The following is a 14,742-nucleotide window of genomic DNA, read 5'->3' on the forward strand; positions in this document are numbered from 1 at the left end:
GGACCATGTCCCAGATCGCCCTCGCCCCGGAGCGCCTGCCCCGCCCCTTCGACCGGGAGGCGGCGGACCGGCTGGTGCAGCACTATGCCGGCGGCGACGCCGCGATGCGCGCCCTCGCCGCCTCGCCCGGCGGCGCGGCGCTGCTCGCCGCGCTCGGTGGCCACAGCCCCTTCCTCGCCGAGCTCGCCCAGCGCGATCCGGAGGCGCTGCTGCGCCTCGCTGCGCGCGGCCCGGACGAGGCGCTCGACCTCGCCTTCGAGCCGTTGCGCCATGCCGATCCGGCGGCGCCGCGCGATGCGGTCGGGGCGATGCTGCGGCGGGCGAAGCGGCAGGCGGCGCTGATCGTCGCCGCGGCCGACCTCGCCGGCCTCTGGCCGCTCGACCGGGTCACCGGGGCGCTCTCGGATCTCGCCGAGGCGGCGATCGACTTCGCCTGCGCGCATCTGCTGCTCGCCGCCGCCGGGCGCGGCGAGCTGCGCATCGCCCGCCCCGCCCAGGCCGCGCGGCTCGATCCGCGGCAGATCTGCAAGGGCAGCGGCCTCATCGTGCTCGGCATGGGCAAGCTCGGCGGGCGGGAGCTGAACTACTCCTCGGATATCGACCTCATGGTGCTGTACGACCCGAAGGAGGCTGCCTATCACAGCGACCGGGCCGGCGCCTGCTATGTCCGCCTCGCGCGCGACCTCGTGCGGTTGCTCGATGAACGCACCGCCGAGGGCTACGTCTTCCGCACCGATCTGCGATTGCGGCCGGACCCGGCGGCGACGCCGCTCGCCGTCTCGGTCAATGCCGCCATCGTCTATTACGAGAGCATGGGGCAGAACTGGGAACGGGCGGCGATGATCAAGGCCCGCCCGGTAGCCGGCGACCGCGCCCTCGGCGAGCATTTCCTGCGCGAGATCCGTCCCTTCGTCTGGCGCCGTCACCTCGATTTCGCCGCGGTCGCGGACATCCATTCCATCAAGCGGCAGATCCATGTCCACAAGCGGGCGCGCGGGGCAGGGGCCACCATCGCGCTGGCCGGCCACGACGTGAAGCTCGGCCGCGGCGGCATACGCGAGATCGAGTTCACCGCCCAGGTGCTGCAACTCATCTGGGGCGGACGTGACCCGGCGCTGCGCGACCCGACCACGCTCGGCGCCCTCTCGGCCCTGGCGGCGGCCGGGCGGCTGGACCGGCGCGCCGCGGCCGACCTCGCCGATGCCTATGTCTTCCTCCGCACGCTCGAGCATCGGCTGCAGATGGTGGCGGACCGGCAGACGCACAGGCTGCCGGAGGACCCGGCCGGGCTGGCGCGCATCGCCTCCTTCATGGGCTACGAATCGGCCGATGCCTTCGCCGCCGCCTTCATGGCGCATCTCGGCCGGGTCGAGCGGCATTACGAGAGCTTCTTCGAGACCGCGCCGCCGCTCTCGGTCGAGGCGCCCGACGGCGCCGGCACCGGCAACCTGGTCTTCACCGGCGTCGAGGACGATCCCGGCACGCTGCAGACCCTGAAGCGGCTCGGCTTCCAGGACCCGTCCTCGGTCGCCGCCCTGGTGCGCGGCTGGCACCATGGCCGGCCGCGCGCCACCCGCAGCGAGCGGGCGCGGGAGCTGCTGACCGCGCTGATGCCCTCGCTGCTCGCCGCCTTCGGCAAGCAGTCCAACCCCGACCAGGCGCTGGTGCGCTTCGATGCGGTGATGAGCCGCCTGCCGGCCGGGGTGCAGGTGCTCAGCCTGCTGCACCGCAACCCGGCCCTACTGGAGCGCATCGCCGGCATCCTCGGCGCCGCGCCGCAATTGGCCGAACACCTGGCGCGCAACCCGGCGGCGCTGGACGGGCTGCTCGCCGGCGGCATCTCGCCGAGCGACGCCGATCCCTCCGCCGGCCTGCCGGCCCTGGTCAAGGATGCCCGCCATATCGAGGAGGCGATGGAGGCGGCGCGGCGCCTGGCGACGGCGCGGAAATTCGAGATCGACGCCGCGGCGCTCGAGGGGCAGATCGACGCCGACACGGCGGGCGAGCTGCGCGCCGACCTGGCGGACGCCGCCATCGCCGCGCTGCTGCCGCGCATCATGGCGGATTTCGCCGAGCGCTACGGCCGGGTGCCGGGCGGCGCGATGGCAGTGCTGGCCATGGGCAAGCTCGGCAGCCGGGAGATGCTGCCGGGCTCCGATCTCGACCTGGTGCTGCTCTACGAGCACGACCCGGAGGCGGCGGGCAGCGAGGGCGGCCGGCGCTCGCTCGCGCCTTCGGAATACTTCGTCCGCCTGGCGCCACAGGTGGTCTCGGCCATCACCGCGCCGGGGGCGGAGGGGCGGCTCTGGGAGGTGGACATGCGGCTCCGCCCCTCGGGCAACAAGGGGCCGGCGGCGGTCCGGCTCTCGGCCTTCGAGCGCTATCACATGACCGAGGCCTGGACCTGGGAGCGCATGGCGCTGACCCGGGCGCGGCCGATCGCCGGGCCGCCGGCCATGCGGCGGCGCATCGGCGAGATCCTGCGCGCCGCCCTGACCCGGCCGGGCGTGGCCGAGACCGCCTTGCAGGATGCGGTGGCGATGCGCCAGCGCATGCTGCGCGACCTGCCGCCGGAGGGCCCCTGGGACCTGAAGGCGATGCCCGGCGGGCTGGTGGAGGTGGAGTTCATCGCCCAGGCGCTGCAGCTCCGCCACGCCGCGGCGGCCCCGAGGGTGCTGGCGACCACGACCCGCATCGCCCTTGCCCGGCTGCGCGAGGCCGGGGTGCTGCCGCCAGGGGAAGCGGCGACCCTCATCGCCGCCGACCAGCTCTGGCGCACCGCGATCGGGCTGATCCGGCTTACCCATGGCCGGTCCCGCGACCCGGCCCTGCCGGCGCCGGCCGCGGCGGCGCTGCTGCGGGCGACGGCGCCGCTGCTGCCGGCGCCGGCGGTTGACCTCGAGGCATGGCGTGCGCAGATGCGCGCGGTGGCGGCCGAGGTCCGCGCCATCTTCGAGCGGCGGATCGGCGATCTCGGGACGGGGGCAGCGGCATGAGCGAGGCGGTCACGGGCGGGCAGGGCCCGCAGGAAGGCGCGGCGGCGCCGGACTTCACCATGCCGGCGAGCGGCGGCCGGACGGTGAGCCTGGCCGGGCTGAAGGGCCGGCCCTTCCTGCTCTACTTCTACCCGAAGGCGGATACGCCGGGCTGCACCAGGCAGGCCTGCGGCATCCAGGAGGCGCTGCCGCAGCTCGGGCGGATCGGCCTGACGGTGATCGGCGTCAGCCCGGACAAGCTGCCGCCGATCGAGAAATTCGCGCAGAAATTCGGCCTGGAATTCCCGCTCGCCTCCGATCCCGACCACAAGGTGGCCGAGGCCTATGGCACCTGGGTGGAGAAATCCATGTATGGCCGGAAGTACATGGGCATGGAGCGCAGCAGCTTCCTGGTCGATGCCGAGGGGAAGGTCGCGCGCATCTGGCGCAAGGTGAAGCCGGAGGCGCATGCCGCCCAGGTGCTGCAGGCGGCGCAGGACCTCGCCGGCTGAGGCGGCCCGCCACCGCTAGCCGATGTGATCCGGAATTGCCGCCGGTGCTGCGAGACCGCGGCGCGGCCGATGCGTTACGCCTTCGGATAAAGATGGAGGAAGGCATGATGCGGATGGCGCTTGCGTCTTTCCTGGTCCTGGCCCTCGCGGCCTGCGGCCAGAGCCCCGGCGGCCGCGCGGTCTCGGGCGGGCTGCTGGGGGCCGGCGCTGGGGCCGGTGTCGGCGCCCTGACCGGGGGCAATGTCGGCACCGGCGCCCTGATCGGCGGCGGCATTGGGGCGGCCGGCGGTGCGCTGACGGCGCCGCGGCGGTAACAGCATGCGGGTGGCGACGCGCCGCGGCCTGCTGCTCGGCCTGTCGGGGCTGGGCGGCGCCCTGCTCGGCGCGGCGAGCGCCTCGGCGCAGCCAGGCCCATCAATGGGCTCGCCACCGGGACCCTTCCCGCCCGGCCCGCATCCGCCCGGGCCACCCCGGCCTGGGCCGCCGCCGGGCCCGCCGCCCTTCCGGCCGCCGCCGCCCCGGCCGCCCGCGCCGCAGTCCTGGTGGTGGGAGAACCAGCGCCGCCGCCAGGAGTATGAGCGCTGGCGCGCCGCGGAATGGCGACGGCGCGAGCAACAGGCGCGCCGCCGGCATCAGCAGTGGCAGCGCGACAGCTGGCAGGAGCAGCGCGAGCGCGAGGCCTGGGCGCGACGGCAGCCCTGGTACCGTTGAGGCGGGGCCGTTGCACCGCTAATGGCATACCGGTGGGCGGCCCGAGCTTCGCGCCCTGCCCTGGAGACCCTCGATGTTACCCGCCGGGCGTCCGGCCCGGCGGCGGGCGCAGCGGCTCGTAATCCTCGGTCTCGATATCGCGGCCGAACTGGCCCTTGTCCTCGGGCAGGGCGCCGCGCCCGCCCGTCGCCGGCGCCTCGTCGACCGGGGCGGGCATAGTGCCCTCCTCGCCGTCCCAGGGCGTGCCGTGCAGCATGTCGAGCGGCAGGGCCCGCTCGGCGGTGCAGGAGCAGACCACGCTCCCGTCGCCGAGCATGTTGGCCATGGTGACCTGATCGCAATGCGGGCAGCGCACGGCGTCGAGGCGGAGCTGTTCGGGGCGGTCCCCGGGGGCGCGGTCGCTCATGCCGGCATGACGCCCGGGAGGCCGCCCGGGTTCAGTTGATCTGCGACAGATCCTCGGAGAGCACGACGATCTGTACGGCGTAGGACACCTCGCCGTCCTCGGTGTCGCGATGCACGGTGCCGACGAACTCGCTCCCGACGAAGAGCTCGACCGAGGCGTTCTTGCGCTTCGGGGTCGAGAGCGTGATCCGCTCGTTGCCGAGTAGCCGGCGCAGATGGGCCTGCACGGCGGCGAGTTCGGCTGGGTTCATGGCGCTGCGTCCTGCTTGAAACTGCGACCCATTAGCGGCGGGGCGCCCGCGGGGCTAGAGCCGATTGCGGCTGGACCGGGGCCAGCCATAGGGATGAATCGGCCCTGAAAACAACACTCTAGGGCGAATTGCCCTGGGGGACGCCGGCGGCGTGGCTCAGCCCTGGCCGGCCTCCTCCGGGGTCAGCAGCCGCAGGGAGAGGGCGTGCAGCCCGCCGCCGAACTCGGCTTCCAGCGCCGCATGCGCTGCCCGGGAGCGGGCAAGGCGGGACAGGCCGGCGAAGGCCGGGCTGACCGCGAGGACGGAGAAATGCGTCTCGCCTTCCGGCCGCGCCCCGGCATGGCCGGCATGCTGGCCGCTATCGTCCCGGACCTCCACCCGCGCCGGCGCGAAGGCGGCTTCGAGGGCCAGGCGGATGCGTTCGGACCGTGTCTGCATGCCCGATATTTCAAGGGTTTCGGCGCGATCCGCAAGCGGTCGGACGGGCATGCCGGCGCCGTTCCGCGCGCTGGCGGCTTCGCCTTGCGCCCCCGGCGGCGCACGCCCATAAAGCACCGATGCCCCCCCGCCGTGGCCAGAAACCCGAGCCCGACCCGGACCGGCCGCAGCGGCCCTGCGACGCTCCCGGTTGCGGGGAGGTGGGGGAATTTCGCGCGCCGCGCTCGCGATCCCGGCTGAACGAGTATCTCTGGTTCTGCCTGCCGCATGTGCGCGAGTACAATGCCGGCTGGGACTACTACAAGGGCATGGGCCCGGCCGAGATCGAGGCCAATCTCCGCAGCGACAGCGGCTGGCAGCGCCCGACCTGGCCGCTCGGCCGGCTCGGCGGCGCCGCCCGCTTCTCGCCGGACGCCCTGCGCGATCCGCTCGGGATCCTGCGGGAGACGCCGCTGCACGCGCAGCGTCGGCCGGCCGCCGAGAAGCGCGAGGCGCCGCCTGAACTGCGGGCCGCGCTCGACGTTCTCGGCCTGGACTGGCCGGTCGATCCGCCGGCGCTCCGCGCCCGTTACAAGGAACTGGCGAAGCAGCTGCACCCGGACGTCAATGGCGGCGATCGCGGCGCGGAGGATCGCCTGAAGGACGTCAACCGTGCCTACAGCCTGCTTCGGCAGCGTATCGGCAGTGGCCGCCCCGGCGCGCCGGCCGAGCCCGCCAGGGCGGCGCCCTGACCAAGCAGGCCGGGATCGGGAGCGGAATGTCCCCCCAGGGGCCGGCTTCGGCCCCGCCATCCGGCCGCCGGGCCGACGATTGGGAATTCGCCCCGGCCCGGGTAGCCTGCCACGCAGCCCTGGCCTAGTCTGCCCTCCAAGAACACTGAGCGGATGCCGATGAACAAGGTCGCCACACTCGCCGAAATCCGACCCACTTCGGCGATCGACACCCCGGACACCACCGTGCAGGCGCGGGAGGCCTTCGGTCTCGATATCGACCTCGAGGTTCCGGCCTTCTCCATGCGCACCGAGCACGTGCCGGAGATCGACACCACCTACCGCTTCGACCGGGAGACGACGCTGGCGATCCTGGCCGGCTTCGCGCACAACCGGCGCGTCATGATCCAGGGCTATCACGGCACCGGCAAGTCGACGCATATCGAGCAGGTGGCGGCGCGGCTGAACTGGCCCTGCATCCGCGTCAACCTCGACAGCCACATCAGCCGCATCGACCTGATCGGCAAGGATGCGATCGTCCTCAAGGACGGCAAGCAGGTGACGGAGTTCCGCGAGGGCATCCTGCCCTGGGCGCTGCAGCACCCCTGCGCCCTGGTCTTCGACGAGTACGATGCCGGCCGCCCGGACGTGATGTTCGTCATCCAGCGCGTGCTGGAGGTCGAGGGCAAGCTGACCCTGCTCGACCAGAACAAGGTGATCCGGCCGCATCCGATGTTCCGCCTCTTCGCCACGGCGAACACGGTCGGGCTCGGCGACACGACGGGCCTCTATCACGGCACGCAGCAGATCAACCAGGGCCAGATGGACCGCTGGTCCATCGTCGCCACGCTGAACTACCTGCCGCATGCGCAGGAGACCTCGATCGTGCTGGCGAAGATGGGCGCCGACCCGTCGGACGCGAAGATGAAGAAGCGGGTCGAGGCGATGGTGGCGCTCGCCGACCTGACGCGCGCCGGCTTCATCGCCGGCGACATCAGCACCGTCATGTCGCCGCGCACCGTCATCACCTGGGCCGAGAATGCGCGCATCTTCGGCGATGTCGGCTTCGCTTTCCGGCTCACCTTCCTCAACAAGTGCGACGAGGCGGAGCGCAGCACGGTGGCCGAGTACTACCAGCGCTGCTTCAACGAGGACCTGCCGACCGGCACGCTGCTGAAGAAGGCGGGCTGATGGCGGCAGCGCGCTTTCGCCTGCACCACGCGCCCCGCTCGCGATCGGGCCGGGCGCTGTGGATGCTGGAGGAGGCGGGCGCTGCCTACGACATCGCCCTGCACGACCTGGAGCAGGCGACGCAGAAGCAGCCCGGCTACCTGGCGCTGAACCCGGCCGGCAAGGTGCCGGCGCTCGAGGATCGCGGCTTGGCGGGCGACTGGCAGGGCGTGGTGGTGACCGAGAGCGCGGCGATCTGCGCCTATCTGGCCGATGCGCTGCCGGAGGCCGCCCTGGCGCCGCCGCCGGGCTCGCCCGGCCGTGCCGCCTATGCCGACTGGATGGCCTGGTGCCCGGGCGTGCTGGAGCCGGCGGCGGCCGACCTGGTCTTCCCGCGGGCCGCTCCGCCCCCGCCCCGGGCGCTCGGCTGGCCGCCCTTCCCCGAGACCCTGGCGCGGCTCGATGCGCCGCTCGGACGCGGGCCCTGGCTGCTCGGCGAGGGCTTCACCGCCGCGGATGTGCTGATCGGCTCGATGCTGCTCTGGCTCGATGGCTGGGGCAAGCTGGCCGAGGCGCCGGCATCGCTACGGCGCTACATGGCGGCGCTCGAGGCGCGGCCGGCGCGGCAGCGGGCCCTGGCCGCCGATGCCCGCGGGCCCGCCGCATGACATGGTGGATGCGGACGGCGCTGGCCGTCCCGGAGCGAGTTGGATGAGCAAGCAGGACCTGACCCGCCAGGAAGAGTTCAAGCGCGCCACCGCCGGCACGCTGCGCGCCATCGCGCATGCGAATTCCGAGGTGCAGGTGGCCTTCCAGCCCGGCCCGGGCGGCGTCGCCGGCAAGCGCGTCCGCCTGCCGCTGCCGACCCGCACCCTGCCGCCCTCGGAGATGGCGAAGCTGCGCGGCGCCGCCGATGCCGCCGCGCTCCGCCTGCGGCACCATTCCGAGACGGTGCATACCGCCCGCCTGCCGGCGCGGCGCGAGGCCAAGGAGGTCTTCGACGCGCTCGAGGATGTCCGGGTCGAGGCGGTGGGCAGCCGGCACATGGCCGGCGTCGCCGCCAATCTCCGCGCCCGGCTCGCCGACCAGTGCGAGACCGAGGGCTATGACCGCATGACCCGCAAGGACCAGTTGCCGCTGCCCGCGGCGCTGTCCCTGCTGGCGCGCGAGCGCATCAGCGGCGAGCCGGCGCCCGAGGCGGCGCATCGCGTGCTCGATCTCTGGCGCGACACGCTCGGCGACCAGGCCGAGGCGGCGCTGGCCGAGATGGCCACGACCACCGAGGACCAGGACGCCTTCGCCCGCGCCGCTCGCAAGCTGCTCACCGCGCTCGACCTGGCCGAGGCGGAGGTGGAGGCCGAGTCCGAGGACCAGGAGGACGGCGAGGAGAGCGGCGAGCAATCCGCCCAGCAGGACCAGTCCGGCGAGGGCGAGGCGCAGTCGCAGGATCAGGAGAGCATGCTCGGCGCCCAGCCCGAGACCATGCAGGGCGAGGCCGCCGACGAGGAGGTGGAGGAGGCCGAGGAGGAGGGCGCCGCCGCCGAGGGCGACGACAAGCCCGGCGGCCCGCAGCAGCGCCGCGAGGTGCCGCAGACCGACGATGCCAGCCGCTACCACCCCTTCACCACCGCCTTCGACGAGGAGGTGCAGGCCGACGACCTCTGTGACCCGGAGGAGCTCGGCCGGCTGCGGCAGCAGCTCGACCAGCAGCTCTCCCACCTGCAGGGCGTCGTCTCCAAGCTCGCCAACCGGCTGCAGCGCCGGCTGCTGGCGCAGCAGCAACGCGCCTGGGAGTTCGACCTCGAGGAGGGGACGCTGGATGCGGCGCGGCTCGCCCGCATCGTCGCCAACCCGCTGCTGGCGCTGAGCTACAAGCGGGAGCGGGAGGCGGATTTCCGCGACACCGTCGTCACCCTGCTGATCGACAATTCCGGCTCCATGCGCGGACGGCCGATCACCGTCGCCGCCATGTGCAGCGACATCCTGGCCCGCACGCTGGAGCGCTGCGCGGTGAAGACCGAGATCCTCGGCTTCACCACCCGCGCCTGGAAGGGCGGCCAGTCGCGCGAGAAATGGGTGCAGGAGGGCAAGCCGCGCAATCCGGGTCGGCTGAACGACCTGCGGCACGTCGTCTACAAGGCGGCCGACGCCCCCTGGCGGCGCGCGCGCAAGAATCTCGGCCTGATGCTGCGCGAGGGGCTGCTGAAGGAGAATATCGACGGCGAGGCGCTGGAATGGGCCTATAAGCGCCTGCGCGGCCGGCCGGAGCATCGCCGCATCCTGATGGTGATCTCGGACGGCGCGCCGGTGGATGACAGCACCCTCTCGGTCAATCCGGGCAACTACCTGGAACGCCACCTGCGCAAGGTGATCGCCGATATCGAGGGCCGTGGTGACGTGGAACTGATTGCCATCGGCATCGGACATGACGTAACCCGGTATTATCGGCGCGCCGTTACGATCGTGGACGCCGAGGAGCTGGGCGGGACCATGATGAAGAAGCTGGCCGAACTGTTCGACGAGGACGCTGCCGAGGCTTGGCAGCGGGCCGCGATGGAGCGCGCGCCGCTCGTCGCCTGAGTTTCCTGCATGCCCTTTCCTCCCGACCGGCGCTGGCGGCGCCGGTCGCTGCTGGCGGCTGGCTTGGCCTCGCTGGCGCCCGCCGCCTGCGTGCTCGGCGGCCCGGCCTCGCCGGCCGATCTCGCGCCGGCCAGGCCGATCGCCATCGACCCGCTGCCGCCGGGCGGACCGCTGACGCTGCTGGGCGGGCTGCAGCTCGATGACGAGGCGATCGGCTTCGGCGGCCTCTCCGCGCTGCACCTCGATGCCGATCTGCGCATCACCGCCATCAGCGACCTCGCCTTCTGGATGACCGCCCGGCTCGACCTGCAGGATGGCCGGCCGGTCGGCCTCTCCGAGCTCTGGACCGGGCCGCTGCGCGACGGGGCCGGCCGGCCGCTGCGCCGCGGCTATGCCGGCGATGCGGAATCCCTCGCCCGGCTGCCGGATGGCGGCTGGCTGGTCGGCTTCGAGCGCTGGCACCGCATCCGCGCCTATCGCCGGCTCAGCGGGCCGGGCCTCTATGTCGAGCCGCCGCCCGGTCTGCAGCGGGCGAGCAACAATGGCGGGCTGGAATCCCTCGCCGTGCTGGCGGATGGCCGCTGGCTGGCGATCGCCGAGGCGCTGCCGCTGGAGGATGTGGAGGGCGCCACCCAGGCCTGGCTGGGCGGGCCCGGGCGGTGGATGGCGCTGGCCTACCGCCCCGCCGAGGGCTTCTACCCGGCGGATGCGGCGCCGCTGCCCGATGGCGGGGCTCTGGTGCTGGAGCGCAGCTTCTCCATCCTCGGCGGCTTCGGCGGCCGGCTGGTGCGGCTCTCCGCTGCGGCGCTGCGCGAGGCGGTGCCGGTGACGGTGCTGCAGGGCGAGGAGATCCTCCGCATCGCCGCGCCCCTGCCAGCCGATAACTTCGAAGGCGTCAGCGCCGCGCGGGTCGGGGGACGGACCCTTGTCGCGCTGGTCTCGGACGACAACCAGTTCCCGTTGCAGCGGTCCCTATTGCTGCTCTTCGCCTTGAACGAAGGCTGAAAGCCGAAAATTTCGGCATAGACGCACATAATATAGGCTATAATTAGCTTGTGGCCTGTGATGGCCTGATAAATCACCATTGATCGCCGAAGCGGCATCTTGCTATGGCTCGCCTGCCGGCAGTGGCGCGGTCTCCCGCCCCGCTCGCCGCGCCTGGCGCCCGCCAAAGGCGGTGCGGCGCCATGCAGTGGAGGACCACGGGCCCTCCTGCACCTGACCTGCGGGCCAAAGGCGGCCCGCGCGCGGACATCAGGGTCCGCGGAGACCACCCAGCGTGAACAAGGGCTTCCTCCAGGCGGGTCACCTCCCGACCCTGATCGCGGCATTCCTCTATTTCGACGTCAGCTTCATGGTCTGGGTGCTGCTCGGCCCGCTCGCCGTGCAGATCGCCGCCGACCTGCATCTCTCGCCGGCGCAGAAGGGGCTGATGGTCGCGGTGCCGGTGCTGGCCGGGGCGCTGCTGCGGGTGGTCAACGGCGTGCTGGTCGACCGGATCGGCCCGAAGCGCACCGGCGCCATCGGCCAGGTGATCGTCATCCTCGGCCTCCTCGCCGCCTGGTGGTTCGGCGTCTCCTCCTTCGCCCAGATCCTGCTCGTCGGCCTCGCCCTCGGCGTCGCCGGGGCGGCCTTCGCCGTGGCCCTGCCGCTCGCCTCCCGCTGGTATCCGCCGGAGCATCAGGGCACCGCGCTCGGCATCGCCGGCGCCGGCAACTCGGGCACCGTCTTCGCCGCGCTCTTCGCGCCGGGCCTTGCCCTGGCCTTCGGCTGGAACGCCGTGCTCGGCCTCGCCGCCCTGCCGCTCGTCGCCGTCTTCGTCGCCTATCTGGCGATGGCCAAGGATGCGCCGAACCGCCCGGCCGCCAAGTCGCTCGCCGAATACGCCGCCGTGCTTCGCAACCCGGATGCCTGGTGGTTCATGGTCTTCTACAGCGTCACCTTCGGCGGCTTCGTCGGCCTCGCCGCCTCGCTCACCATCTACTTCAACGACGTCTACGGGCTGAGCCCGGTCATCGCCGGCTACTTCACCGCCGCCTGCGTCTTCGCCGGCTCCCTGGTGCGGCCGATCGGCGGCGCGCTGGCCGATCGCGTCGGCGGCGTCCGCTCGCTCTCGGTCATGTACGCGGTCGCCGCCATCGCGCTCGGCATCGTCAGCCTCGGCCTGCCGAGCGCCTGGCTGGCGCTGGCCGTCTTCGTCCCCGCCATGCTGGCCCTCGGTATGGGCAATGGCGCGGTCTTCCAGCTCGTGCCGCAGCGCTTCCGCGCCGAGATCGGCGTCATGACCGGCCTCGTCGGCATGACCGGCGGCATCGGCGGCTTCTGGCTCGCCTCCTCCCTCGGTCTCTCGAAGCAGTACACGGGCAGCTACCAGGCCGGCTTCCTGGTCTTCGCCGCCCTCGCCGCCCTCGCCCTGGTCGGCCTCACCGGCGTGAAGCGCCGCTGGCGCACCACCTGGGGCGCCGCCGCCGCCACCACCGCCCGCATCTGACCCCGGCCCGGAGACGCTCGCCATGAACATGATCTCCCCCCAGCGTCAGCGCCTCGTCGTCATCGGCAACGGCATGGCCGGCATGCGGACGGTCGAGGAGCTGCTGAAGCGCGCGCCGCAGCGCTACGACATCACCGTCTTCGGCGCCGAGCCGCATCCGAATTACGACCGCATCGCCCTCTCCTCGGTGCTGGCCGGCGAGAAGACGCTCGAGCAGATCGTCATCAACAGCCGCGACTGGTATGCCGAGAACGGCATCCGCCTGATCGCCGGCGACCCCGCGGTGGCGGTGGACCGGGCGCTGAAGACGGTCACCTCCGCCTCCGGCGTGAGGCTCGGCTACGACAAGCTGCTGATCGCCACCGGCTCCAAGCCGCTGGCGCCGCCGATCCCCGGCCTCGGCCTGCCCGGCACCTGCGCGTTCCGGGACATCAACGATGTCGAGCTGATGCTGGAGGCGGCGCGCAACCACAGGCGCGCGGTGGTCATCGGCGGCGGGCTGCTCGGCCTCGAGGCCGCCTGGGGCCTGAAGCGCCGCGGCATGGGCGTCGCCCTGGTGCATCTGATGCCGACGCTGATGGAGCGCCAGCTCGACACCCATGCCGGCATGCTGCTGCAGCGCGACCTCGACAAGCGCGGCATCGCCTTCTTCACCAACGGCCAGACCGAGCAGATCACCGGCGCGGATCGCGCGACGGGCGTGAAGCTGGCCGATGGGCGGGAGATCGAGGCCGATCTCGTCGTCGTCGCCATCGGCATCCGGCCGAATGTCGATCTCGCCCGCGCCATGGATCTCGAGGTCAATCGCGGCATCGTGGTGGATGACGGGCTGCGCACCAGCGAGGATGCCGACATCTTCGCGGTCGGCGAGTGCATCGAGCATCGCGGCCAGGTCTTCGGCCTGGTGGCGCCGATCTGGGAGCAGGCCAAGGTCTGCGCCGCCCAGCTCGCCGGCGAGGAGGAGGCGGCCTATGTGACGCCGGCCCTCTCCACCCGCCTCAAGATCACCGGCATCGACGTCTTCTCGGCCGGTGCCCTCGCCGCCGCCGACGAGGCCGATGAGGAGATCACCTTCGCCGATGCCGCGCGCGGCGTCTACCGCAAGCTGGTGCTACGCGAATCGAAGATCGTCGGCGCCGTCATGTATGGCGACGTCGCCGATGGCGGCTGGTACTTCCAGATGCTGCGCGAGGGCACGGATGTCGCCGCCATGCGCGACACCCTCATCCTCGGCCGCACCGTCGCGACGGCCGCGCTCGGCGCCGCGGCGCCCGACCCGAACGCCGCCGTCGCCGCCCTGCCCGAGACGGCCGAGATCTGCGGCTGTAACGGCGTCTGCAAGGGCGCGATCACCCGGGCCATCGCCGAGAAGGGGCTGACGACGCTCGAGGCCGTCCGCGCCCATACCAAGGCCAGCGCCTCCTGCGGCTCCTGCACCCCGCAGGTGGAGAGCCTGCTCGCCCTCTCGCTCGGCGACGGGTTCCAGAAGGCGGCCGGCGAGAAGCCGATGTGCAAATGCACCGCGCATGGCCATGACGTCGTCCGCAAGGCGATCCGCGAGCAGGAGATCAAGTCCATCCCGGAGGTGATGCGCCGGCTGGACTGGAAGAACCCAGAGGGCTGCGGCTCCTGCCGCCCGGCGCTGAACTTCTACCTGCTCTGCGAATGGCCCGGCGAATACGTTGACGACGCGCAGAGCCGCTTCGTCAACGAGCGCATGCACGCCAACATCCAGAAGGACGGCACCTATTCCGTGGTGCCGCGCATGTGGGGCGGGCTGACCAGCGCCAAGGAGCTGCGCGCCATCGCCGATGTCGCCGAGAAGTACAACGTGCGGGAGGTGAAGGTCACCGGCGGCCAGCGCATCGACCTCTTCGGGGTGAAGCGCGAGGACCTGCCGGCGGTCTGGCGCGACCTGAACGCCGCCGGCATGGTCTCCGGCCATGCCTATGCCAAGGGGCTGCGCACGGTGAAGACCTGCGTCGGCTCCACCTGGTGCCGCTTCGGCACCCAGGACAGCACCGGGATGGGCGTGCAGCTCGAGAAGATGACCTGGGGCTCCTGGCACCCGCACAAGGTCAAGCTCGCCGTCTCCGGCTGCCCGCGGAACTGCGCCGAGGCGACGATCAAGGATTTCGGCGTGGTCGCGGTCGATAGCGGCTGGGAGCTCTCGGTTGGCGGCAATGGCGGCATCCATGTCCGCGCGACGGACAAGCTCTGCAAGGTCGAGACCGAGGCGGAGGTGCTGGAGTATTGCGGCGCCTTCCTGCAGCTCTACCGCGAGGAGGCGCGCTACCTCGAGCGCACCGCCCCCTGGGTGGAGCGCGTCGGCATCGGTTACGTGAAGCGGCGGATCGTCGAGGATGCCGAGGGCCGCCGGGCGCTGCATGCGAAATTCCTGCACTCGCAGCAGTTCATGCAGGACGATCCCTGGGCCGAGCGCGCCGCCGGCGGCGCGGTGGCCGAGCCCTTCAAGACCCTGGTTCCGGCGGAGTAGGC

Annotated in this window: 14 protein-coding genes; 11 read left to right on the forward strand and 3 right to left on the reverse strand. The window is 72.4% G+C overall.

The genetic code is table 11. The features are described 5' to 3' along the window. The first annotated feature begins 5 nt into the window (after nt 1-5). The 4 genes from HJG45_RS08125 (at nt 6) to HJG45_RS28365 (ending at nt 4,198) form a co-directional block, all read left to right on the forward strand. Complete coding sequence (locus HJG45_RS08125) at nt 6-2,996, forward strand: bifunctional [glutamine synthetase] adenylyltransferase/[glutamine synthetase]-adenylyl-L-tyrosine phosphorylase (protein ID WP_171611588.1); 2,991 nt, start codon at nt 6-8, stop codon at nt 2,994-2,996. After that, nucleotides 2,993-3,487, forward strand: coding sequence for a thioredoxin-dependent thiol peroxidase (gene bcp, locus HJG45_RS08130; protein ID WP_171611589.1), 495 nt, complete (start codon nt 2,993-2,995; stop codon nt 3,485-3,487). The genes HJG45_RS08125 and bcp overlap by 4 nt, the downstream gene beginning before the upstream one ends. Before the next feature lie 113 nt (nt 3,488-3,600). Beyond that, complete coding sequence (locus HJG45_RS08135; RefSeq protein WP_171611590.1) at nt 3,601-3,801, forward strand: hypothetical protein; 201 nt, start codon at nt 3,601-3,603, stop codon at nt 3,799-3,801. Between the two features lie 4 nt (nt 3,802-3,805). Continuing rightward, entirely contained in the window at nt 3,806-4,198 is a 393-nt protein-coding gene (locus HJG45_RS28365; RefSeq protein ID WP_217362865.1) for a hypothetical protein, read from the forward strand. Between the two features lie 76 nt (nt 4,199-4,274). Here the strand turns inward: HJG45_RS28365 and HJG45_RS08145 are convergent, their stop codons facing one another. The 3 genes from HJG45_RS08145 to HJG45_RS08155 form a co-directional block, all read right to left on the reverse strand. Further along, nucleotides 4,275-4,604: a hypothetical protein gene (locus HJG45_RS08145; protein ID WP_171611591.1), complete on the reverse strand. Its 330-nt coding sequence runs from the start codon at nt 4,602-4,604 to the stop codon at nt 4,275-4,277. 31 nt (nt 4,605-4,635) lie between these two features. Continuing rightward, nucleotides 4,636-4,854 (reverse strand): DUF3126 family protein, encoded by a 219-nt coding sequence (locus tag HJG45_RS08150; RefSeq protein ID WP_171611592.1) that lies wholly within the window; start codon nt 4,852-4,854, stop codon nt 4,636-4,638. Between the two features lie 156 nt (nt 4,855-5,010). Further along, nucleotides 5,011-5,292 carry a BolA family transcriptional regulator gene (locus tag HJG45_RS08155; RefSeq protein ID WP_171611593.1) on the reverse strand — a complete coding sequence of 94 codons (282 nt, stop codon included), beginning with the start codon at nt 5,290-5,292 and terminating at the stop codon, nt 5,011-5,013. A gap of 119 nt (nt 5,293-5,411) precedes the next feature. On the opposite strand from HJG45_RS08155, the gene HJG45_RS08160 reads away from it, so the two are divergent. The 7 genes from HJG45_RS08160 (at nt 5,412) to nirB (ending at nt 14,740) form a co-directional block, all read left to right on the forward strand. Next, on the forward strand, nt 5,412-6,023 hold the full coding sequence (locus tag HJG45_RS08160) for a J domain-containing protein (protein WP_171611594.1): 612 nt from the start codon (nt 5,412-5,414) through the stop codon (nt 6,021-6,023). 159 nt (nt 6,024-6,182) lie between these two features. Beyond that, entirely contained in the window at nt 6,183-7,193 is a 1,011-nt protein-coding gene (cobS, locus tag HJG45_RS08165; RefSeq protein WP_171611596.1) for a cobaltochelatase subunit CobS, read from the forward strand. Next, complete coding sequence (locus tag HJG45_RS08170; RefSeq protein ID WP_171611598.1) at nt 7,193-7,840, forward strand: glutathione S-transferase family protein; 648 nt, start codon at nt 7,193-7,195, stop codon at nt 7,838-7,840. The genes cobS and HJG45_RS08170 overlap by 1 nt, the downstream gene beginning before the upstream one ends. A gap of 43 nt (nt 7,841-7,883) precedes the next feature. Then, nucleotides 7,884-9,752 (forward strand): cobaltochelatase subunit CobT, encoded by a 1,869-nt coding sequence (gene cobT / locus HJG45_RS08175; protein WP_254452353.1) that lies wholly within the window; start codon nt 7,884-7,886, stop codon nt 9,750-9,752. 9 nt (nt 9,753-9,761) lie between these two features. Then, nucleotides 9,762-10,757: an esterase-like activity of phytase family protein gene (locus HJG45_RS08180; RefSeq protein WP_171611601.1), complete on the forward strand. Its 996-nt coding sequence runs from the start codon at nt 9,762-9,764 to the stop codon at nt 10,755-10,757. A gap of 274 nt (nt 10,758-11,031) precedes the next feature. After that, nucleotides 11,032-12,243: a nitrate/nitrite transporter gene (locus tag HJG45_RS08185; RefSeq protein ID WP_368040543.1), complete on the forward strand. Its 1,212-nt coding sequence runs from the start codon at nt 11,032-11,034 to the stop codon at nt 12,241-12,243. Between the two features lie 22 nt (nt 12,244-12,265). Continuing rightward, nucleotides 12,266-14,740: a nitrite reductase large subunit NirB gene (gene nirB, locus HJG45_RS08190; RefSeq protein WP_408902014.1), complete on the forward strand. Its 2,475-nt coding sequence runs from the start codon at nt 12,266-12,268 to the stop codon at nt 14,738-14,740. The last annotated feature ends 2 nt before the right edge of the window (nt 14,741-14,742 follow it).

The organism is Roseicella sp. DB1501 (genome assembly GCF_013112485.1).
Lineage (GTDB): Bacteria > Pseudomonadota > Alphaproteobacteria > Acetobacterales > Acetobacteraceae > Paracraurococcus.

What these genes read in the sequence shown, in the direction of transcription:
- HJG45_RS08125 (WP_171611588.1), top strand. Translation starts at nt 6, where the DNA reads ATGTCCCAGATCGCCCTCGCCCCGGAGCGCCTGCCCCGCCCCTTCGAC.
- bcp (WP_171611589.1), top strand. Translation starts at nt 2,993, where the DNA reads ATGAGCGAGGCGGTCACGGGCGGGCAGGGCCCGCAGGAAGGCGCGGCG.
- HJG45_RS08135 (WP_171611590.1), top strand. Translation starts at nt 3,601, where the DNA reads ATGGCGCTTGCGTCTTTCCTGGTCCTGGCCCTCGCGGCCTGCGGCCAG.
- HJG45_RS28365 (WP_217362865.1), top strand. Translation starts at nt 3,806, where the DNA reads ATGCGGGTGGCGACGCGCCGCGGCCTGCTGCTCGGCCTGTCGGGGCTG.
- HJG45_RS08145 (WP_171611591.1), bottom strand. Translation starts at nt 4,604, where the DNA reads ATGAGCGACCGCGCCCCCGGGGACCGCCCCGAACAGCTCCGCCTCGAC.
- HJG45_RS08150 (WP_171611592.1), bottom strand. Translation starts at nt 4,854, where the DNA reads ATGAACCCAGCCGAACTCGCCGCCGTGCAGGCCCATCTGCGCCGGCTA.
- HJG45_RS08155 (WP_171611593.1), bottom strand. Translation starts at nt 5,292, where the DNA reads ATGCAGACACGGTCCGAACGCATCCGCCTGGCCCTCGAAGCCGCCTTC.
- HJG45_RS08160 (WP_171611594.1), top strand. Translation starts at nt 5,412, where the DNA reads ATGCCCCCCCGCCGTGGCCAGAAACCCGAGCCCGACCCGGACCGGCCG.
- cobS (WP_171611596.1), top strand. Translation starts at nt 6,183, where the DNA reads ATGAACAAGGTCGCCACACTCGCCGAAATCCGACCCACTTCGGCGATC.
- HJG45_RS08170 (WP_171611598.1), top strand. Translation starts at nt 7,193, where the DNA reads ATGGCGGCAGCGCGCTTTCGCCTGCACCACGCGCCCCGCTCGCGATCG.
- cobT (WP_254452353.1), top strand. Translation starts at nt 7,884, where the DNA reads ATGAGCAAGCAGGACCTGACCCGCCAGGAAGAGTTCAAGCGCGCCACC.
- HJG45_RS08180 (WP_171611601.1), top strand. Translation starts at nt 9,762, where the DNA reads ATGCCCTTTCCTCCCGACCGGCGCTGGCGGCGCCGGTCGCTGCTGGCG.
- nirB (WP_408902014.1), top strand. Translation starts at nt 12,266, where the DNA reads ATGAACATGATCTCCCCCCAGCGTCAGCGCCTCGTCGTCATCGGCAAC.